At 65.6% G+C, this 20,151-nt stretch carries 19 protein-coding genes; 7 read left to right on the forward strand and 12 right to left on the reverse strand.

Features of this window, described 5'->3' with window-relative positions:
* Positions 1–8: 8 nt before the first annotated feature.
* The 4 genes from AC24YW_RS03725 to AC24YW_RS03740 all read right to left on the reverse strand — a co-directional run bounded on the left by AC24YW_RS03725 (position 9) and on the right by AC24YW_RS03740 (position 5,714).
* Positions 9–1,205 carry a xanthine dehydrogenase family Fe-S subunit gene (locus tag AC24YW_RS03725; RefSeq protein WP_487481433.1) on the reverse strand — a complete coding sequence of 399 codons (1,197 nt, stop codon included), beginning with the start codon at positions 1,203–1,205 and terminating at the stop codon, positions 9–11.
* On the reverse strand, positions 1,202–2,038 hold the full coding sequence (locus AC24YW_RS03730) for an FAD binding domain-containing protein (protein WP_487481434.1): 837 nt from the start codon (positions 2,036–2,038) through the stop codon (positions 1,202–1,204). The genes AC24YW_RS03725 and AC24YW_RS03730 overlap by 4 nt, the downstream gene beginning before the upstream one ends.
* Positions 2,035–4,326: a xanthine dehydrogenase family protein molybdopterin-binding subunit gene (locus tag AC24YW_RS03735; RefSeq protein WP_487481849.1), complete on the reverse strand. Its 2,292-nt coding sequence runs from the start codon at positions 4,324–4,326 to the stop codon at positions 2,035–2,037. Before AC24YW_RS03735 ends, AC24YW_RS03730 begins: the two co-directional genes overlap by 4 nt.
* A 110-nt stretch (positions 4,327–4,436) precedes the next feature.
* Positions 4,437–5,714: an amidohydrolase/deacetylase family metallohydrolase gene (locus tag AC24YW_RS03740; RefSeq protein WP_487481435.1), complete on the reverse strand. Its 1,278-nt coding sequence runs from the start codon at positions 5,712–5,714 to the stop codon at positions 4,437–4,439.
* Positions 5,715–5,951: 237 nt separating this feature from the next.
* Here AC24YW_RS03740 and AC24YW_RS03745 point away from each other — a divergent pair, with 237 nt between their 5' ends.
* On the forward strand, positions 5,952–6,395 hold the full coding sequence (locus tag AC24YW_RS03745) for a MarR family winged helix-turn-helix transcriptional regulator (RefSeq protein ID WP_487481850.1): 444 nt from the start codon (positions 5,952–5,954) through the stop codon (positions 6,393–6,395).
* 265 nt (positions 6,396–6,660) lie between these two features.
* Positions 6,661–8,079 (forward strand): cytosine permease, encoded by a 1,419-nt coding sequence (locus tag AC24YW_RS03750; protein ID WP_487481436.1) that lies wholly within the window; start codon positions 6,661–6,663, stop codon positions 8,077–8,079.
* Between the two features lie 28 nt (positions 8,080–8,107).
* Here the strand turns inward: AC24YW_RS03750 and treZ are convergent, their stop codons facing one another.
* On the reverse strand, positions 8,108–9,919 hold the full coding sequence (gene treZ, locus AC24YW_RS03755) for a malto-oligosyltrehalose trehalohydrolase (RefSeq protein ID WP_487481437.1): 1,812 nt from the start codon (positions 9,917–9,919) through the stop codon (positions 8,108–8,110).
* Between the two features lie 188 nt (positions 9,920–10,107).
* Here treZ and AC24YW_RS03760 point away from each other — a divergent pair, with 188 nt between their 5' ends.
* The 3 genes from AC24YW_RS03760 (at position 10,108) to AC24YW_RS03770 (ending at position 13,778) form a co-directional block, all read left to right on the forward strand.
* The gene (locus AC24YW_RS03760) at positions 10,108–10,341 is read left to right on the forward strand and encodes a hypothetical protein (RefSeq protein ID WP_487481438.1); all 234 of its coding nucleotides are present in this window, start codon (positions 10,108–10,110) and stop codon (positions 10,339–10,341) included.
* A gap of 20 nt (positions 10,342–10,361) precedes the next feature.
* Complete coding sequence (glgX, locus tag AC24YW_RS03765) at positions 10,362–12,599, forward strand: glycogen debranching protein GlgX (RefSeq protein ID WP_487481439.1); 2,238 nt, start codon at positions 10,362–10,364, stop codon at positions 12,597–12,599.
* A 174-nt stretch (positions 12,600–12,773) separates the two neighbouring features.
* Positions 12,774–13,778 carry a patatin-like phospholipase family protein gene (locus AC24YW_RS03770; RefSeq protein ID WP_487481440.1) on the forward strand — a complete coding sequence of 335 codons (1,005 nt, stop codon included), beginning with the start codon at positions 12,774–12,776 and terminating at the stop codon, positions 13,776–13,778.
* A 228-nt stretch (positions 13,779–14,006) separates the two neighbouring features.
* Here the strand turns inward: AC24YW_RS03770 and AC24YW_RS03775 are convergent, their stop codons facing one another.
* Positions 14,007–14,423: an NUDIX hydrolase gene (locus tag AC24YW_RS03775; protein ID WP_487481441.1), complete on the reverse strand. Its 417-nt coding sequence runs from the start codon at positions 14,421–14,423 to the stop codon at positions 14,007–14,009.
* A 335-nt stretch (positions 14,424–14,758) separates the two neighbouring features.
* On the opposite strand from AC24YW_RS03775, the gene AC24YW_RS03780 reads away from it, so the two are divergent.
* Positions 14,759–14,974 carry a hypothetical protein gene (locus AC24YW_RS03780; protein WP_487481442.1) on the forward strand — a complete coding sequence of 72 codons (216 nt, stop codon included), beginning with the start codon at positions 14,759–14,761 and terminating at the stop codon, positions 14,972–14,974.
* A gap of 6 nt (positions 14,975–14,980) precedes the next feature.
* Here AC24YW_RS03780 and AC24YW_RS03785 read toward each other — a convergent pair whose 3' ends face one another.
* Positions 14,981–15,379: a hypothetical protein gene (locus AC24YW_RS03785; protein ID WP_487481443.1), complete on the reverse strand. Its 399-nt coding sequence runs from the start codon at positions 15,377–15,379 to the stop codon at positions 14,981–14,983.
* Positions 15,379–15,552: a hypothetical protein gene (locus AC24YW_RS03790; RefSeq protein ID WP_487481444.1), complete on the reverse strand. Its 174-nt coding sequence runs from the start codon at positions 15,550–15,552 to the stop codon at positions 15,379–15,381. The genes AC24YW_RS03785 and AC24YW_RS03790 overlap by 1 nt, the downstream gene beginning before the upstream one ends.
* A gap of 161 nt (positions 15,553–15,713) precedes the next feature.
* On the opposite strand from AC24YW_RS03790, the gene AC24YW_RS03795 reads away from it, so the two are divergent.
* On the forward strand, positions 15,714–15,896 hold the full coding sequence (locus AC24YW_RS03795; RefSeq protein ID WP_487481445.1) for a hypothetical protein: 183 nt from the start codon (positions 15,714–15,716) through the stop codon (positions 15,894–15,896).
* Positions 15,897–15,917: 21 nt separating this feature from the next.
* On the opposite strand, the gene AC24YW_RS03800 is transcribed toward AC24YW_RS03795, so the two are convergent.
* From AC24YW_RS03800 to AC24YW_RS03815, 4 genes are all read right to left on the reverse strand, one after another.
* Positions 15,918–16,388 carry a metallophosphoesterase family protein gene (locus tag AC24YW_RS03800; protein WP_487481446.1) on the reverse strand — a complete coding sequence of 157 codons (471 nt, stop codon included), beginning with the start codon at positions 16,386–16,388 and terminating at the stop codon, positions 15,918–15,920.
* Positions 16,389–16,402: 14 nt separating this feature from the next.
* The gene (locus AC24YW_RS03805) at positions 16,403–16,621 is read right to left on the reverse strand and encodes a DUF6894 family protein (RefSeq protein WP_487481447.1); all 219 of its coding nucleotides are present in this window, start codon (positions 16,619–16,621) and stop codon (positions 16,403–16,405) included.
* A gap of 115 nt (positions 16,622–16,736) precedes the next feature.
* Positions 16,737–19,049 carry a TonB-dependent receptor gene (locus AC24YW_RS03810; RefSeq protein WP_487481448.1) on the reverse strand — a complete coding sequence of 771 codons (2,313 nt, stop codon included), beginning with the start codon at positions 19,047–19,049 and terminating at the stop codon, positions 16,737–16,739.
* Entirely contained in the window at positions 19,030–20,094 is a 1,065-nt protein-coding gene (locus AC24YW_RS03815) for a HoxN/HupN/NixA family nickel/cobalt transporter (RefSeq protein ID WP_487481449.1), read from the reverse strand. The genes AC24YW_RS03810 and AC24YW_RS03815 overlap by 20 nt, the downstream gene beginning before the upstream one ends.
* Between the last annotated feature and the right edge of the window lie 57 nt (positions 20,095–20,151).

The raw sequence follows: 20,151 nt of genomic DNA on the forward strand, positions 1-20,151 counted from the left end.
CGCGCCGATCATTCCGCACCACTTTTTCCGGTGATACGGCCAAGCATGCGCGCGAACCGGGTTCGCAAAACATCCGATGCAACCGACCAGAAGCCGAGCTCCGCGGGAGCTGCCCGCCCCGATGTCGCGCCGGACATGTGGCAGTCGAGATTGGCGGCGAACTCCGCAACGAGACGTTTTGCAAGGTCTCGCACGAGGCCGGGACGACCGACCTGAGCCAGCATTCCCGTGAGTGTGTAGCCGATCGACAGTTCGACCGCGGTCGCTGCGCCGCCTTCCAGCGGCAGCAGGCGGTAACGAATCTCGCCCTGCGTCGCCGAATGGCTGCGCTGGTCGGCCCCGATGCCGACGATGCGACCCGAGAGTGTCGCGGGATCCCGCTCCACGCGTGCGGCCCCCTCGAAGCTTGCTGCGATCGGTCCGAGCCTGACGCGGATCGATCCTTCGACGCGCTCCGGCCTTGGCGGCGACTTCAGCGATACACCGGGAAGGCAGGCGGCGATGCCTGCGATATCCTCGAACATCGCGAACACCTTTGCCGGCGGATAAGGCAGCGTGAAGCGCTGATCGAGCACGGTTGCCGGCGTGAATTCGGGGATGCTGCTTGGGGTGGCACTTTCCGATGCCGGAACTGGCGCGTGCCGCGCAGGCCGCAGCTCGTTCCGGGCGGTTGCCGCTCGCCCCGAGCCGGCAGGACCAAGGACGGTCCGGCCGCCATCCGCTACCGGTGCGACGTTGCGCGCGCGCCTCGCCTCGATCACCGACTGCACCGCGCGAACGATGCCGACATAGCCGGTGCAGCGGCAGAGATTGCCGCTGAGGCCGATGCGAATCTGGCGCTCGTCGGCGTCGCGCAGACGCAGCACGAGGTCGCGCGCCGAGACCAGCATGCCCGGCGTGCAATACCCGCATTGCAGCGCGTGCTCGCGGGTGAAGGCGGCGCGCAGCTCGGTGGTGATCTCGTCCTCGTCGAGGCCTTCGATCGTGGTGACATCGGCGCCTTCGCAGGCCGCCGCATAGGTGATGCAGGAGCGCGCCGGCACGCCGTCGAGCAGCACGGTGCAGGCGCCGCAGACCCCGTGCTCGCAGCCGAGATGCGTGCCGGTGAGATCGAGCTTGTCGCGGACGAAATCGGCAAGGCTGGTGCGCGGCTCGGCGGGCAGCGCCACCGCGCGGCGATTGACCTGAAGCGCGATCGTGGTCATGCCGCGGCCTCCACAACGGCGCGTTTCAGCACGCTGACATGGATGTGGCGCTGCGCGGCATCGTCGATGCCGGCGCTTGCGAGCAGGGCATCGGCGGCACGGACATCAAAGCGCTGCTTGTAATCGGCGGCTATCCGGCCGCCGAACAACACCGCGGCATCCGTGACGACGATGGGCGTCGTATCGATGGCACCGATCACGATACGCGCCGAGGCGGCGGCGGAATCGACCAATATCGCACCGATCGCATGGGCGAATTCGCCGGTCTTGCGGCAGCTCTTGGCATAACCCCAATGCGCCGTCGCCGATCGTGCCGGCACGTGGACCGCCTCGACGATCTCACCGGCATGCAGCGCAGACTCAAGCGCACCGACCACAAACGCTTCGACCGCCATCGATCGCGCACCGGCAAGGCTGCGCAATGTCACGCGCGCACCGAGAGCCGCCAGCGCGGAAATCCAGTCCGCGGCGGGATCGGCATGACTGAGCGAGCCGCCGATGGTGCCGCGGTTGCGCACCGCGCGGTACGCGATATTGGCGGCGACGGCCTTCATCGCCCCGCGGGTCACGTCGGCCGTGCGGCCGTCCTCGATGTCGGCATGGGTGACGAGGGCGCCGAGCACGAGCTCGTTGCCGGAGACCTCTGCGCGCTTGAGCTCGACAAGGCCGGAGATGTCAATGATCAGCTCCGGCTGCACCAGCCGCAGATTGAGCATGGGGCCGAGCGACTGGCCGCCGGCGATGATCTTCGCCGATCCGCTGCTTGCGGCCAGCATCGACAACGCGGCATCGAGATCGCGCGGGCGCTCGTAAGCAAAGGGCGCCGGTTTCATGCCGCGCTCCTTTCCGTAGCACGCGCGGCCAGCAGGGCCGCGACGATGCGATGCGGCGTGATCGGCGACTGCATCAGCTCGACGCCGAGCGGGCGCAGCGCGTCGTTGACGGCGTTGGCGATCGCGGCGGGCGGAGCGATGGCGCCGCCCTCGCCGATGCCTTTCACCCCGAATTGAGTATAGGGCGACGGCGTCTCCATGTGGTCGAGGCGCGCGGCCGGGACCTCGGTCGGACCGGGCAGCAGATAATCCGCGAGCGTCGTCGCCAGCGGCTGGCCGGAGGCGTCGAACGGCATTTCCTCGTAGAGCGCGGTGCCGATGCCTTGCGCGAGGCCGCCATAGATCTGGCCGTCGACCACGAGCGGATTGACCAGCACGCCGCCGTCCTCAACGATCACATAATCGAGGATCTCGACCTCGCCGACATCAGGATCGACCGCGACGACGGCTGCATGCGCGGCATAGCTGAAGGTGCCGCTGTCGCGCACGGGCTTGTAGCCCTGCGTGACCTCAAGCCCGCCGGGATCGACGTCTGCAGGCAGATCCTGCGGGCGGCGATACCAGGTGTGGGCGATCGCCTTCAGGCTGACGCTGCCGTTGACGCCGCGCACCTCGCCGTTCTGCAACACCACGGAGGCCGGATCGTGCTGCAAGAGTTTCGCGCCGATGCGGCGCGCACGTTCGCCGAGCTCGCGGCAGGCGGTCGCGACCGCACCACCCGCCATCACCATCGAGCGCGAGCCCCAGGTGCCGGTCGAATAGGGCGTCATCGCGGTATCGCCGAGGATGATGCGGACCTTGGCAACATCCACGCCGAGGATTTCATGCGCGACCTGGGCGAGCGTGGTCTCCATGCCCTGCCCGTGCGAGTGCACGCCGACGCGCAGTTCGAGGCCGCCGTCCGGCGTCAGGCGCGCCGAGGCCTGCTCATGGCCCGGCACCATCGGGATGCCCCACCCGGAATAGACCGAGGTGCCGTGCGCGGCCTGCTCGCAATAAATGGAGACGCCGACGCCGATGCGACGGCCGTCGGCCTCGCCCTGCTTTTGCCGGGCGCGGATGGCGTCGATGTCGATGGCCGCGTGCGCGCGGCGCATCGCTTCCGGATAATCGCCGCTGTCGAAATGCTTCCCGGTGATGTTGTCGAACGGCATCTGCTCGGGGCGCACCAGATTGCGCAGCCGCACGTCGCCGGGCTCGAGGCCGGCTTCCGCCGCGACGAGGTCGAGCATCAATTCCAGCGCAAAGCAGACGCCGGTGCGCGCGACGCCGCGATAGGGCAGGATCGGGCATTTGTTGGTGGCGACCGAGAAGGTGCGGCAGCGATAGGCCGGCATCTTGTAGGGGCCGGGCAGGATGCTGGCGACCTGCGCGGCCTCCAGGCAGGCCGAGAACGGATAGGACGAGTAGGCGCCGGAATCCACCGTCGCTTCGCAGTCGATGCCGCGTAGCGTGCCGTCACGGTCAGCATAGACCGTGATTTTGTAATGATGTTCGCGGCAATTGGAGCTGGCGACGAGGTGCTCGCGGCGGTCTTCGAGCCAGCGGACGGGATGGCCGCAGCGCATCGTCAGCCAGGACAGGCAGACCTCTTCGGGCAGCAAAATTCCCTTGTGACCGAAACCGCCGCCGACGTCGGGCGAGATGACGCGGATCTGCCCCTCCTCCATGCCGAGGCATTCGGCAAGGCCGCTGCGCGTGATGTGCGGCATCTGCGCCGCCGAATGCAGCGTGAGCTGGTCGAGCCTCTTGTCGAAGGTCGCGACCACGCCGCGGCCTTCCAGCGGCGACATGCATTGCCGCGCCGTCGAGATCTCGCGCGTCACCTTGATCGGTGCATCGAGCGCGGCGGAGATATCGACCTCGTAATTGGTCTCCAGGAAGACGTTGTCGCCCCAATGCTCGTGCACCAGCGCCGAGCCGGGCTCGCGGGCTTTCAGCATGTCATGGATCGCCGGCAGCTCCTCCAGATCGAGCGTCACGGAGGCCGCGATGTCCTCGGCCTCGGCGCGGGTCGGCGCGAGACACATCGCGACGAGCTCGCCGACCTGGCGCACCTTGCCGGTGGCGAGCACCGGCTGCTCGGAGATCTTGAAGCCCGGAAGCCCCGACACCGCGCGGATCGGCTTGATGCCGTCGAGATCGGCCGCCGTGAACACGCTGGCGCGATGGCGTTCGGGCACGTGGATGCCGCGGATGCGCGCGTGCGCCAGCGGGCTGCGCACGAAGGCGACGTCCTGAAGGCCGGCGAGCCTGACGTCTCCGACATATTGGCCGCGGCCGCGCATCAGGCGATCGTCTTCCTTGCGCGGCAGCCGCGCGCCAACGCCCTGCCCCGTCTTGCCGCGCGGAAATTCTCGCTCGCTACGCAACTTCGCGTTCTCCTCCACCGCCCGGCCTATGCCGCGACGGCTTGCGGCAGGATCGGCGCGACCGCATCGAAGCGGGTGCCGGCGCGCAGGCAGAAGGCCGGCTGCAGCAGGCGCTCGGCGATCACCTCGTTGTTCTCGTTGTCCTTGAGGACGAAGCGGCCGTTTCTCTCCGTGAGCACGGAGACGTCGGCGTCCATGCCGACCTTGAGCGCGCCGATCTCGTGGCTGCGGCCAAGCATTTTTGCGGGATTGGAGGTGACCATCGGCACCACCTGCTCCAGCGACAGGCCGAGCGCCATCATCGAGCTCATCGCCTGGACCAGGCTGAACTTGGCTTGTCCCGCGAAGGGATGGTTCTCATCGTCCTCGTGCTGGTCGGGCGTTCCCGCCGGCGCCGGCACATGGGTGTTGTAACCGTGGATGTCGGCACCGAGCGTGGTCGGAATGATGCCGGCCGCGATCGCTTTCTTCGCGAGCCGATAGGAGAAATGGCTGCCGTGGCCGACGTCGACCTTGAGGCCGCGGTCGAGCGCTGCCTGGATCACCGGATGCACCTCGCCCTCGCGATTGACGAAGCCGCCAGGGTGGCGTGTGAAGGGATGAGCGAGGATGTCGCCCTCGCGCAAGAGCGGAATCACGCGGGTGAGGATGGTGTCGGCGTCCTCGCCATTGGCGCCGCTCTCGGGCAGGCCCCAGAGCTGGCCGAAATGCACATAGACCGGCAGGTCGGCGCGCTTGCCGATCTCGGCCGCCATCTCGATGACGCGAATGCCCCAACGCGCAAAGCCGCCGATCTCGGCATGCGCCTTGATGCCGCGCACGAGATCGAGATTGGCGGTTGCCGCCTTGACGGTCGCATCGATATCGACGCCGTCGGGGCTGTAGAGCTGCGGATAGAAATGGCCCTCGAGGCCGCCGACGAGATAGGCGGAGATGAACGCGTAGACGCGCGAGGCAGAAGGCTCCGCGATGAAGTGGCGGAAGCCCGGCAGCGTCATGCAGGACGGACCGCCCTGATCGACCAGCGTCGTCACGCCGGATTGCACGCCGACCATGTCGGGATTCATGCCGAAGCGGCCGGAAACATATTGATAGACGTGGGCGTGGGTGTCGATCAGCCCGGGCAGCACGAGCTTGCCGCCGACATCGACGACCTCCTTCGCGCTGGTCGGCAGAATGTCGGATGCGACCGCGGCGATCTTGCCATTGCGGATGGCGACGTCCTTGAGGCCATCGATGCCGGAGGCCGGACAGATCACGCGGCCACCCCGGAGCAGAAGATCGAAGCTGGCAGTGACGGACATGGCGCTCTCCTCAGGCTCTCGCGCAGGCGGTTGCCCCGCTCTCGAATTACGAAGCATGCTTCGTATTTTGACATTACGAAGCATGCTTCGCATTGGACAAAAGCAAGCTTCGTGCCATGATCCTGTTGTGGCGAGCCCGTTCGAATCGAGCTAAGCGCGAACGGTCTGGGGTTGGGAGAGCGTGCATTGCGGCAAGCCAGGAAAAGTCGCAGCGGGGGCAAGCACCGCCCCTGGCCGTTGTCGGAACGGCCCGGCTATTTGATCCGCCGGCTGCACCAGATTCACGTCGCGCTGTTTCAGGACGCCTGCGGCGAATTCGAGGTCACGCCGCTGCAATACAGCCTGCTCTCGGCGCTGGCGGTGCGCGAAACCGCCGATCAGACCACTTTGGCGGCCGATATCGCGCTCGATCGCACCACGACAACAGGCGCCTTGAAGCGGCTCGCTGCGCGCAACCTGGTCGAGCGCGCGGTGAACAAGGACGATCGGCGCGCGCGGTTGTGCCGCCTGACACCGGCCGGCGCCGCGCTCCTGGTTAAAATCGAGGGCGCAGCACGGCGGGCGCATCGCGCAACGCTCGGCGATTTGAGCCCGCGGGAACAGGCGCTCTTCATCGAGATGATGCAGCGCATCGTGGCCGGCAATCCCAGTCGCGACAGCGCCGCTGCCCTATTCGACTAGAGGCGCGTGCTGCACTTTTGAGTTGGGTTGCTCAATTTATCATCGTACCGCTGCCCGGCCTTGCACCGATCGCCGCCATCCGGCGGCAGGTCCGGTGTGCCGCGGCACGCCGGCGCGTCGGCATCGCCCGCGCTCGAAAACGCAATTGCATCCGAAGCGAGCCTCGCTGCATCCGGCACGAAACGCCCCTGCCCGGCCGCTCCGCTGGTCCATGGCACGATTTATGCTGCGATGATGCGAAGCGTGCTTCGTATTGGGGGATGTCATGACGGATTCCGAACTTCGCGCTGATATTCACAGCATCGAGCCAATTCCCGACGCGGACCGGGACTCCTCCGGGCCGCAGCAGATGTGGATCTGGGCCGGTGCCAACATCGCGCCGGTGAACTGGGCGCTCGGCGCGCTCGGCATCATCCTCAAGCTCGGCCTGATGGAGACGATCGCAGTCATCGTGCTCGGCAACATCGTGGGCTGCGCGATCTTCGCGACCTTCACGGTGATGGGACACAAGACCGGCGTCAACCAGATGGTGCTGAGCCGGTCCGCCTTCGGCGTCCGCGGCGCCTACCTGCCGAGCATCCTGATGTTCCTGATGACGCTGGGCTGGATCGGCGTGAACACCTATTTTCCGGTCAAGGTCTCGATGGGCATCCTCGGCCAGTTCGGCGTGCCCGACACCTGGCTGGTCGAGATGATCGTCATCACGCTGGTGATGGCGGTGCAGGTGATGATCGGCGTCTACGGCTTCTACGCGATCCGCACCTTCGAGAAGTACACGGTGCCGCCGACCATCGCCATCATGGTGCTGATGAGCATGCTGGCCTGGACGCGGCCCGGCGTCGTCAACTGGAACCTGACCACCTCGCTGGAGCCCGGCGCGCATCTTGCGATGCTGACGATGCTGATGACCTCAATCGGCGTCGGCTGGGGGATTTCCTGGGTCACCTGGGCCTCCGACTATTCGCGCTTCGTGCCGCGCTCGACGCCCTCGAAAGCCGTGTTCTGGTACAGCTATGTCGGCATGTTCGTGCCGACGGTTTGGCTCGGCATTCTCGGCGCGACCATTGCCTCGACGACGCTGGACACGGACCCCGCCAAAATGGTCAGCGCGGTGTTCGGCGGTCCCGTCAGCATCCTCGTCCTGCTGATGGTGCTGCACGGCCCGATCGCCACCAACATCCTCAACGTCTATTCGGCGGCGCTGGCGGCCTTGAGCGCGGGGCTGAAACTCTCGCGCTTCTGGCTCACCGTCATCGTCGGCGTCGCCGGCTATCTGGTTACCCTCTACTTCATCTTCGCGCCGTCCTTCGCGAAGGCGTTCGACCATTGGATGATCAGCCTGCTGTTGTGGATGAGCCCGTGGGCCGGCGTGGTGCTCGCCGACTTCTACATCAAGCGCAAGGGCAAGATCGAGGTGGCCGAGCTCTATCGCTCGCCGGAGAGCAGCGCCTATGGCGACATCAACTGGGCCGGCATGATCGCGTTCTTCGCCGGCCTCGTTGCCGGATGGCTGGTGCAGGACGGCCTCGTCAGCGCGCTGCAGGGGCCGATCTCGATCCATCTGCTCGGCGGTGCCGATCTGAGCTGGTTGTTCGGAATCGGCGTGGCGGGCCTCGTCTACCTCGGGCTCGGCAAGTTCGCGACCTCGCCCACACCGGCGGTCGCGAGCCGTGCCGGCAGCTAGCCTGAGAGCGCTCTGACCTCGTCTTGGGTCAGCGCTTGCGGCCAAGCCTCACGATCATGTCGCCGGGCCCCAGTGCTCCGGCGACATGAGGGCGCAGTCGCCACAGGCTCTCGCCGTCGACCAGCGAGGGCATCGGGAGCTCGTGGTCGGCGAAGTTGGCGACGATCTGCAGAACGTCGCCCTGCTCCGTCTGCCAGCGCACAACCACGCCGCCCATGCGGGGATCCGCGCCCAGCAAGTGTCGCTGCGCCGAAACCAGCCCACGTTTGATCAGCGGCACGATCTTCTCGCGCCGCAACGTCAATAGCTGCGCCGTCAGCGCCCGGAACCTGGTGCCGGCAGGCGATTGCTCGATGCTGGTCCAGTCCAGTTTGGAGGCGCGGAAGGTTCTTTCGTCGCACGGGTCCGGGATACTGGCGCGCGTTTCCGCCGTCGCGAATGCTTTGAAGTGTGAAAACTCCTTGCGGCGGCCCTCCCGTGTCAGCTCGGCAGCTTCGCCCGTCCAGTCGGCGAAGAACAGGAAGGGCGTTTCGGCGGCCGCTTCCTCGCCCATGAACAGCATCGGAATATGCGGGCTGAGCAGAACCAGTGCGAGGGCGAGCTCCAGCTTGTCCGGACCGACCAGCCGCGACAGCCGTTCCCCGAAGGCGCGGTTGCCGACCTGGTCATGGTTCTGGGCGAAGAAGATGGTCGCTTCCGGCGGCAGATGAGCGCTCGGCTCGCCGCGCGGCGCCTCGTGCAGGGGAAACACCTCGCCCTGATAGGCAAAGCCCTCGGTGAGGGATCGCGCCAGATGCTCGAGCGGCTTGTCGGCAAACGCCCGGTAATAACCTTCGTCCTCGCCCGTGAGCAGGACGTGGAGCGCGTTGTGGAAATCGTCGCCCCATTGCGCATCGTAGTACGTCGCGCGACCCTGTGAACGCGCGAGCAGGTGCGCCTGATTGGCCTCGTTCTCCAACATCAGATGGACGCGCCGGCCCGCCAGCTGGCTGCGCAGGGTCTCGGCGAGCTCGACCAGGAAATGACGCTGCGAGTCGTCCTTCAGCGCGTGGACCGCATCGAAGCGCAGGCCGTCGAACCCATAGTCCCGCAGCCACATCAGGGCATTCTCGATCAAAAACCCGCGCACGAACGCGCCGTCGGCTCCTTCGAGGTTGACGGCGGGGCCCCAGCCGGTGGCGTGGCGGGGGTTGAAGAAGTTCTCCGCATAGAGATGCAGATAGTTCAGCTGCGGCCCGAAATGGTTATAGACGACGTCGAGATAGACCATGATGTCGAGCGCATGCGCCGCGCGCAGCAGCCGCTTGAGGTCCTCCGGCCGGCCGTAGCGGGCATTCGGCGCGTTCAGGAGCACGCCGTCGTAGCCCCAATTGTGCCGTCCGGGGACGTCGTTGAGCGGCATCAGCTCGATGGCGGTGATGCCGAGATCGCGAAGATAAGCCAGCTTCTTCTCGACTCCGGCATAGGTCCCCTCCTCGCTGAACGTGCCGACATGCAGCTCGTAGATGACGGCTTCCGCCCAGGGACGGCCCGGATAGAGCACCGGGTCCCTCAACGCGGCCGTATCGACCACCTCGCTCGGCGCGCCGACGTCGTCCGGCTGGAAGCACGAGGCGGGATCGGGCACAACGAGATCGTCGTCGATCCTGAACTGATAGCGCGTGCCGGCGCGCGCGGTTTGGCTGAGCAGCTGATACCAGCCGTCCGCATCGCGCGGCATCTGCCGTGGCGGCTGGCCGATTTCGAGCAGCTCGACCGATCGCGCCGTCGGCGCCCACAGGTTGAACGAGACCCCATGATCGACGATCTGAGGACCATGGCGCCGACTTTGCTCGGCCATTCCCAGTCTTAGACTCAAGCCCATCCCCTTTCGCCGCATGCCGACCTCGCACGCAATTGCGCGCGTCAGGGCGACAAAGCGGAGCCGTGTGCGTTCGTTCCTCCACGGCACCGACGCCCGACATTTGCAGGGCGACTGGAACGGAATCAGCGGCGCAACGATTACCATTCCAGACAGGAGCCGCCGCCATGCGCCGCCCGAAGCCGCAACCGATCCGTAACAAGCTCGACCTGACCGACCGCGCCCAGGTCCGCCTCGTCAAGAAACGGCTCGGTCTGTCGGATGCAGAGCTGACCACCATCGTCGGGCGGATCGGCAATTCGATTCCGGCCATCAGCAAGGAGGCGGCTCTGCAGAGAGCCAACGCGCTGTCCAAGCCGGCCGATGTGGCGCCGGTCGCCGCGACGGCGCCGACATCCTGACAGGCAACTCGGGGGGAGAGATGGACCAGCCAGCACATTCAGACGACGCCCTGACGCGGACGGCCTCGCGCCTGCGCCGCACCCGGATCACCGAGGGCAGACCCTTCCCGCTCGGCGCCACCTGGGATGGGCTCGGCGTCAACTTCGCGCTGTTCTCGGCCCACGCCACCAAGGTCGAGCTCTGCCTGTTCGACGATGCCGGTGAAACCGAGCTCGAGCGCATCGAGCTGCCCGAATATACCGACGAGGTCTGGCACGGCTATCTGCCCTCCGCCCGCCCCGGCACCGTTTACGGCTATCGCGTCCATGGTCCTTACGAGCCCGACGCCGGCCACCGCTTCAATCCCAACAAGCTCGTGCTCGATCCCTATGCCAGGCAGCTGGTCGGCCAGCTCCGCTGGGGGCCGGAGCTGTTCGGCTATCGGCTCGACCATGCCGACAAGGACCTCTCCTACGACGAGCGCGACAGCGCACCCTTGATGCAAAAATGCCGCGTCATTGATCCCGCCTTTACCTGGGGCGTGGCGCGCAAGCCGGAAGTGCCGTGGGAACGCACGATCGTCTACGAGATGCACGTCAAGGGCTTCACCCAGCTGCATCCGCTGGTGCCGGAAGCCGATCGCGGCACGTTCTCGGGCCTCGCACATTCGGAAATCCCGGCTTACTTGCGCTCGCTCGGCATCACCAGCGCCGAGCTGCTGCCGATCCATGCCTTCGTCGACGACAGCTATCTGGTCGAGAAAGGTCTGCGCAATTACTGGGGCTACAATTCGATCGCCTTCTTCGCGCCTGATCCGCGCTACCTGAAGGCGACGTCGGCCAACGAATTCAAGGCCTTGGTCAACCAGTTTCACGCCCATGGCATCGAGGTCATTCTCGACGTCGTCTACAATCACACCGCCGAAGGCAACGAGCTCGGCCCGACCCTGTCGTTGAAGGGCATCGACAATGCCAGCTATTACCGTCTGCTGCCGGACAAGAAGCGCTACTACATCAACGACACCGGCACCGGTAACACCGTCAATCTCTCGCATCAGCGTGTGCTCCAACTCGTCGCTGATTCCTTGCGCTATTGGGCGACAGAGATGCGGGTCGACGGCTTCCGTTTCGATCTCGCCACCATCCTGGCGCGCGAACCCTATGGCTTTGATGAAGGCGGCGGCTTCCTTGACGCCTGCCGCCAGGATCCCGTGCTCTCCAGCGTCAAGCTGATCGCAGAACCCTGGGACATCGGGCCCGGTGGCTATCAGGTCGGTCAGTTCCCGCCCGGCTGGGCCGAGTGGAACGACAAGTTCAGGGACACGGTGCGGGCCTTCTGGAAGGGCGATCCGGGCACGCTGGCCGACTTCGCCAAGCGCGTCTCGGGCTCCGGCGACCTCTTCAACAAGCGCGGACGCCGGCCCTGGGCCAGCGTCAATTTCGTCACCGCGCATGACGGCTTCAACCTCAACGATCTCGTCTCCTACAACGACAAGCACAACGAGGCGAACGGCGAGGACAATCGCGACGGTCATAGCAACAACCATTCCTGGAATTGCGGCGTCGAAGGGCCGACCAACGATCCCGAGATCACCGCCTTGCGCGAGCGCCAGAAGCGGAATCTGCTGGCCACGATGCTGCTGTCCCACGGCACGCCGATGCTGCTCGCGGGCGACGAGTTCGGGCACACCCAGAACGGCAACAACAACGCTTACGCCCAGGACAACGAGACCACCTGGCTCAACTGGATGGGCATCACCGCGAACGGCCGCAGCCTGCGCGAGTTCGTGCGCAAGCTGATTGCCACTCGCAAGGCGTTTCCGATCCTCTATCGCAGCCGCTTCCTGGTCGGCTCGCACAACGAGGAGCTCGACGTCAAGGACGTCACCTGGCTGTCGCCGTCCGGCGAAGAGATGACGACGGAGCAATGGCAGGACGGCAATGCCAAATGTTTCGGCATGCTGCTCGACGGCCGCGCGCAGGAGACCGGGATCAAGCGGCGCGGCTCGGATGCGACCATGCTGCTGGTCTACAACGCGCACCACGACGTCGTGAACTTCACCCTGCCTAATGTCACCGACGGACACAGCTGGCTCGGCCTGATCGACACCAATCGGCCCGACGCGCCGATGGCCGAGTTCGAGTTCGGGCATGCTTACGCGGTGACCGCGCGCTCGCTCGTAGTGTTCGGCCTTGCGAACGACAGCATCGCGACGCGGCGCCTGCGCCAAGGCCTCGGCGCGCTGCTGGACATCGCCGACACGCCTCTGCCCGAGTAGCCGCGTCGCTCGAGCCTTTGGAACACCGCATCGGGAGCCGCGTTCAATGTCGAAATCGGAGGTTTGAGAGGAGATCTCGATTGCTCACCGCCGCTCTTTTGATCAATCCCTGCTGCCACTATGCGCGCCTTTACAGGAGTGCTCCGACCTCCCGGCTGGCAACTGGCGCCCGTCTTGACCGACCTTGCAGTTGAACCAGGCGGCGCAGCCGGGCGCCCTTTCACCGCCGTCGTGTTTTCGGGCGGCCTCGGCCTTGGCGCCTATCATGGCGGTGTGTTCGAAGCCCTCACCTCTCTTATGCTGCCGATCGACTGGGTGACCGGTTCGTCGGCAGGTGCCGTCACGGCCGCGCTTATCGCAGGGAGCGCGCGCGATGATCGGCTGCAGAACCTGCGCAGCTATTGGCATGCGCCAAGCCGTCCGACCGACGTACCGAACGCAGGCCGCCACGCGTTCGCGTGGCTGAGCTCGATCAACACGCGCGTGCTGGGGCATTCCGGCTTCTTCCACCCTCGCCTGCCCATTCCGGCGTCTCGCTACGGCGGCCTCTACGATCTCGGCCCGACCCGCCAACGCCTCCAGCGCTTGATCGATTTCGGACGTCTGAACGGCGGCGATTTGCGGATCACGATCTGCGCCACCGACGTCGAGAGCGGCGATGCCGTGTTGTTCGACTCCGCATCGGAGCGGATCGAAATGGACCACATCCTGGCAAGCTGCGGTTTCCTCCCCGAATTCGCTCCGGTGCAGATCGCCGGCCGCTGGCTTGGCGACGGCGGGTTCTCGCTGAACGCGCCGTTCGATCCGATCCTCGAAACTGCAGGCCCGCTCCGCCTCTATGTGATCGATCTGTTTCCGCGCGACGGCAAGGTCCCCGACGGGCTCGAGGTCGCCTCCGAACGCAAGAGCGACCTGACCTTCGGCAACCAGACGTTCCAGCGCCTCGGATATGCTCTGGAGGCCCGTCAGCTCCGCGCCGAGCTTCAGGACCTCCACTACGACGACGAGGTCTATCTCCTCAGCTACCGCCCGGGCCGCGAGGAAGCCGGCCCGGAAAAATCCTTCGATCTGTCGAAGACGGCCATGGCGCAGCGCTGGCGTGCCGGCTTTCTGGACATGCAATATGCCGCAAGCCTCACTCCAGCCGCGAACGAGATCTGCAGCGTGCGGCGGCCCTAAAGCGGAATGGCTTTAGGTTGAATCTATACCGCGAGGTGCTGTTCACCTCTTTCGCTTGCGGGAGAGGTGGCGCGTTCCGGGCGATGCGAGGCATCGTCCGCGCGCCGGGTGAGGGCTTTCTCCTCCGGGGGATCGTTCCATTGCGGAAACACCCTCTCCCCGGCCTCTCCTGCCAACGAGAGAGGGAGTGCAGCTCCGTTGTCCAATCAAACCTGATCACATCATGATCTAGTGATGTTTCGTCTGCGCTGCGAAGCGGGCGATCAGGCGCCGAAGCTGCGCCTTGTGCACCAGCCGCGCCGCCGTCCTGGGCGAGACCCAGATCGCTTCCCGCTCTCCCTTCTCGGGCCACCAGCGCTCTCGCCCGTGCACCTTCATGGGGAAGACGGCAACGTTCATGGTCCGCTTGCGATCACCCCTTCGCTTGCGATGCTTGAAGCTGCCCAATGCGCGCGTCGCGACGACACCGACCAGGCCCGCCTCCTCATAGGCCTCGAGCGCAGCCGTCAGGTGCGGCTCCTTGTTGCGTATCGGCGATCCCTTTGGGACGCTCCACCTGCGCTTGCGCCTGGTCGTGATCAGCATCACCCGCAGCTCGGACTTGTCCAGCCGAAACGGCAGGGCGGCAAATTGCTTCTTTCCCATCAGGCGCCTCCAACTCGCGTCTGATAAGCGGGCGTAGCAAGCATGGTTCCTGTATTGCGAAATGGCGCCTCGCCCGTGATCAGAACTTCCGCTTGATCATCTTGAGCCGCAGGGCCGAATTGGCTTCTCTGGATTGAGGCCCTCGCGCGCGTTTGGCTGTCGGTTTCATTCACCGATAGGAACATTCGACACTACGCTGCGTCTGTCGTTCACACGTTGGAGGTGAACATGCCGGGAAGATCGTTCTTGCTTGCTTCAGAAAACTTCGGATTGTCGACCCTGAGCGACTTCAACGAAATCGCATAGAGCGCAGCGACGAAGCCAGAGAGGCGATCATGGCATACGCCCTGTTCAAGGATGGGCAGAAGATGAGCCGCACGTTTCCGACCCGGGAGGAAACGTTGGAGAAAGCCGACGAAGCGGGACTGGTCGAGCATGCCGAGGACGAGCCGGTGCTCGAGGACGAATTGAGGATCAGGCCTTGCCCGGCCGACCCCGAGCCTCGCGACGATGCGGACCTGGACTGGACGCCGGACAAGCCGGCGTCCTAGCCACGCTCAGCATCCCCGGCAGATGCTCTTGATCTTTCGATCCGCCTCGGAATCGCGCGAGCTCTCCGAGCGAATCTGGTCGTCGCCCTGCAGCGACGGTCCAGGCGTAACGGTTCCGTCGACGCGACCGATGTTGGTGCCGCCTGCCGGGTTGCCGGCACGCCCAACCGTCGTCGATCCGCGCGGGCCGGATCCACCGCTCGATTGAGCGGTTCCAGCCGAATTGGTTCCGGGAGCGGAGGACGTGCTGCCTCCCGCACCGCCGCCGGCGCTTCCGCCCCCGCCACCACCGCCGCCTCCCTGGCCCAATGCCGGTGCGGCGACGGCGGTCGCCAGCACCGCGACAAGCACGAGGCCCGTCATGCGTATCGAGCGTCTCTCACTGCATCTGTCGAGGTCGAACATCATCGATCCTGCTGGTAGCCCTGATTGGTCGTGTTCTGCTTGATGTTGCCGTGGTGGCCCTGGGTGTCGAAATTCTCGCGGCCCGGGATGCGTTCTTCGATTTCGGTCGCAGGGTCAGCGCCGGGTCCCTTGTTGCTTCGCTGCTCCTCGGGAACGGGGGGCATTTTTGACATGTCTTGCTCCTGTATCGCTGCGCTTGCGCTGAACCAATGAGCTGATGCCGAGGACGTTCCCGCGCCGATCGCCGCAGCCGGAACCAGCGCGACGGCGCGGGAACGAGCTGATGTTGCTGGGGTTGTTGCCCGACACCACCGCGAAGCCCGGGAGGAACCACATGCCAAAGGCGACCGAAAACGATCCGAGAGAGACACCGCTTGACGATCCGCGCCAGCAGACGGACATGCCGACGCACCGGCAGACGAAGAAACCCTGGCAAGGCAATCCCGAGAAGGACCAGATCGATCCGGACCGCGCGCCGGTGGATCTGGAGCGTTGGCAGAAATCGAAGACACACTAGGCAGCGGCCACTGGCCCAGCGTCAGGTCCCGTCGAGATCATGAATGACGGGCCGCAGCGGCCCGCCGGAATCGAGCTCCAGCGTTGCCAGCGTGATCGGCAGCTTGAAGCGTCGCTTCCCTGCGCTGCCCGGGTTCAGATAAAGCACGCCGTTGACGGTTTCGATCCGCGGGCGGTGGGAATGCCCCGAGACCACGACATCAATTCCGAGCTTGGCAGGATCGATCGTCAGGTCGTTGAGGTCGTGCAGGACGTAGAAGCTGAGGCCGCCGAGGCGCAGCGTTTGCGTTTCAGGAAAGCGTTCAGCCCACGCGCCCCGGTCGACATTTCCCCTGATTGCGGTGACGGGAGCGATGCGGCAAAGCCCGTCCATCACCGCCTGGGCGCCGATGTCGCCGGCATGGATGATGTGCGAGACGCCGGCGAGGCAGCGCTCCGTCTCGGGCCTCAGTAGTCCATGCGTGTCGGCGATCACCCCGATCCTGAACGTCATGTCAGATCGCGGCGTCAGTGCAATACATCCAGCGGCATCCGGCCGATTTCCTCACCGTCCTCGTTCGTGACGAGGATCGAGAAGTGGCGGCCCTTGAGCTCGGGACGCTCCTCGAGCAGGCGCCGCGCAATCTCTTCGGCGACATCCAGGGCCTGGATGTCGTCCGGCAAATCGGCACCTCCCTCGTCGGCCACGGTCTTAGAATCCACCAAATCAAAATGATAGCGCGGCAACGTCTGGTCCTCGGGTTCACCCGCACGAACGCGCGGTCTCGAAGCTTCGTTCCGGCGTCGGAGCCAGCTGTGGTCCGGCGCGAGGCATCGCCGTCGGTGTGCTCGCGCAACAAACCTAAAACGTCCCGGCCAGAGTGACCCGAAACGCCATCGGCTCGACCGGGTGCAGCACATAGTCCATCACGCCGTTCCCGCAGACCGCGGCCGGTGCGGCATTGGCGGCGCAGAGATTGTAGAGCGTGTCGGTCTTCAACAGCGAGCCATAGGCATAGGTGATCTGGTTGGCCTTGCTGTTGAACAGGTTGAGCACGTCGAACTGGATACGCCAGCCGTTCTCGCTGCGATAGCCGAGCCGCGCGTTGACGAGGCTGGTCGGCCGCGAGCGGAACGCATTGTCCTCGGTCAACGGGCTCGCGCCAATGTAGCGCCAGCGCGCGCTGCCGAACCAGCCGGTCTTCTCGCCAAGCGTTATTCCGGCCGATGCCACCATGGCCGGGGCGTTGGGAATGTAATTGCCGGGCGCGTTGCCGATCTGCGCCTCGGGATAGCCGGCAAGCGAAGCATAGACTTCGGCCTGCTCGCTGTTGTAGCCGCGGAAACGCGCATGCGTCATGGCGAGATCGGCGTCGATGTCGATCCAGGACCGTGGCCGGTAATGGTTGGTCCATTCGAAGCCGTAGCGGCGGCTGGCGCGGGTTGCCGAGGTATCGCCGGCATCGCCGGAGAACAGGATCTCGGAATCCTGGTCCAACATGAAGAGGCTGAGCGAGCTGTCGAGGCCGGGAACGATCCTGCTGCGAACCCCGACCTCCGCGCCCCTGGTGCGCACCAGGAGCGGCGACGGCGTGAGCCGTGTCGTGGGATCGGCGGGATCCTCCGTCGTGGTCGCACCGCGCGCATCGTTCGAGTGCATGCCGTAGCCGGCACCGAGGAAGAATTCGGTCCGGTCGAACGGACCGAGCACCATCCTGAATTTCGGGCTGCCGAGCGCGGCATCGGCGCGACCGGAATTTGCGGCGTTGAACACAGAGGTGACGTCGGCGGCGTAATAATCGCCGCGCCAGCCCACCGTCGTCCTGAGCCAGTCGGTCCAGCGCACCGTGTTTTCGGCATAGACCCCGACGCTGCCCTCGCCGACCTTGTCGCTGCGGATATTGCCGATGAAGCCGCGCCGGAATGTATTGGTGAGCGCGAGGTCGATCGCATCATAACGCGATTGCAGACCGAAAGTGGTCTGCATCGGCAGGCCGGCAAAGGAGCCGTCCAGCGTGCGCGAGACGTTGGCGCCCGCCAGCAGGCGGTCGTCGTGCTGGTGGAACTGGTCGCCGAGCACGGGATCGTCGAGGAAGTAAGTGAAATTGTTGAAGAGGTCGAGTTGGCTCTTCACCAGATAGGAGTTGGCTTTCCATGACCCGGCATCGTCGGTCTGCGCGATGCGGCCGGACAATGCGAAACGGTTGGTGTTGCCGCCGTCGCTCGGATCTTCCGAACCATACCGGCCGAGCAGGCCGCTGGTGATGGCGCGCTGCGGCACCTGGTCGGTCGAATTCCATTTGTTGACGTAGGCCATGCCGGTGAGCGACATGCCGTCGGTCGCGGTGCCCTGGCTGTAGCGCACGAGGCCGTTGAGCTTTCGCAAATTGTCCGGATTGTCCCACGGGCCGTCATAGGTACCGATCTCGCCGGCCACCAGCAGCGAACCGTCGCCGACTTTCGCGGAATCCATGCCGAGCAGGCGGCGGTAGCCGAAGCTGCCGACGCTTACCTGCGCCAGCCCCTTCGTGCGGTCGATCAGGCCGATGTGAACGCTTCCGGCCGAGGCGAAGTCGCCTTCGTCGGCGAAGTAAGGTCCCTTGCGCACGTCCATTGCGGCGATGGCTTCCGGGATCAGCCAGTTAAGATCGGCATAGCCTTGGCCATGCCCGTGGGTGCGCATGTTGACGGGGACGCCGTCGACGATGATCGCCAGATCGGTGCCGTGGTCAAGATTGTAGCCGCGCAGGAAATACTGGTTGGCTTTGCCCTCGCCGGAATGCTGCGTCACGATCAGACCGGGCACGGCCTCGAGCACCTCGCCCGGCCGCGTGAAAGGGCGCGCGTTGATCTCGTCGCCGGAGACGGTGATCTCGCTGGCCATGCCGGCCGGAGCCCTTGCACCCGAGCCGGCACTGCGCGAGTCCGACGTCTGCGTCGTTGCGGGAGCCACGAGGAGGCGCCGGCCGGCCGCGGACGGTCTGGCGGCACGGCGCGATGCGGCCGGCATCTTGCGCCCGTGCGTGGCGCCGCCACTGACCTCGACCGGCGGCAATTCGCGTGAAGCGCCATTGCTCTGCGCAAGGGCGCGGCCGTCATTCGCGAGCAGCGCCAGGACCGAGAGTGCCGTCAGAGCGCCGCCGCGACGACCGGCCTCAGGCTGCCTCGGTCGCATCGGCGCATTCCAAAACTTTCGCGCCGGCGCGGCGCGGCTCGTTCGCGAACATGCGGCGATAGAGCACGACCGAGACGAGCCACGCGACCGCAAACAGCGCGATCACGACGAAGCCGACATTGGCAAGCGACTCGTTGAGACCCTCGACCAGCACCCATGCGCCGCCGGAGAGACCGAGCCGATCGCCGATCAGGCCAAGCGCCTCGATCCCGCCGATGAACAGTGCAACCGCGACGGAGGCGCCGGTGATCGTGAGATTGTACCAGAGCTTGCGCAAGGGATCGACGAAGGCCCAGCGATAGGCGCTCACCATCAGCGCGGAATCGGCCGTGTCGACCAGCGCCATGCCTGCAGCGAACAGCGCGGGGAAAACCAGCACATCCGCGAGCGAGGCACCGCGCGCGGCTTCGCTGGCGGAGATGCTGAGCAGGCTGATCTCCGTCGCGGTGTCGAAGCCGAGGCCGAACAGGAAGCCGAGCGGGTACATATGCCAGGGCTTCGTCACCAGGCGGAACATCGGGCCGAGCAGCCGGGCCAAGATACCGCGGCTGGCAAGCAGCGCATCGAGCTGCGCCGCATCGTGAACGCCCTGCTCCCGCGCCGCGCGAAACGTCCGCCACAGGCCCGTGAAAATGACGAGGTTGATCGCGGCAACCGCGAGCAGGAACAGCGCCGAGACCGAGGTGCCGATGAGACCGCCGATCTCCTTGAGCAGGCTGTCGCCGCCGAGGTTCACGACGCCCAGTGCCAGCAGCATGGTCGCCACCACGACCACGGTGGAATGGCCGAGCGCGAAATAGAAGCCGACGCTGCGCGGCGTCTCGCCGCCTTGCATCAACTTGCGCACCACGTTGTCGATCGCGGCAATGTGGTCGGCATCGACGGCGTGACGCAGGCCGAACACCCAGGCCAGCAATGCAGTCGCCATCACCGTCGGCCGGTCGCCGAACAGCGTGAAGGCCCACGCCCATGCGGCGAGGTTGGCGGCGACGAGCCCGCCGAGCAGCGCCACCGTTCCGGGCTCGACCGCCCGCAAAGTCCGCATCGCTACTCGTTCCATTCGCCCGCCCTTACAGTATGATGTTTATCAAAATCTGTCATA

It is taken from the genome of Bradyrhizobium sp. USDA3516 (assembly GCF_057651995.1).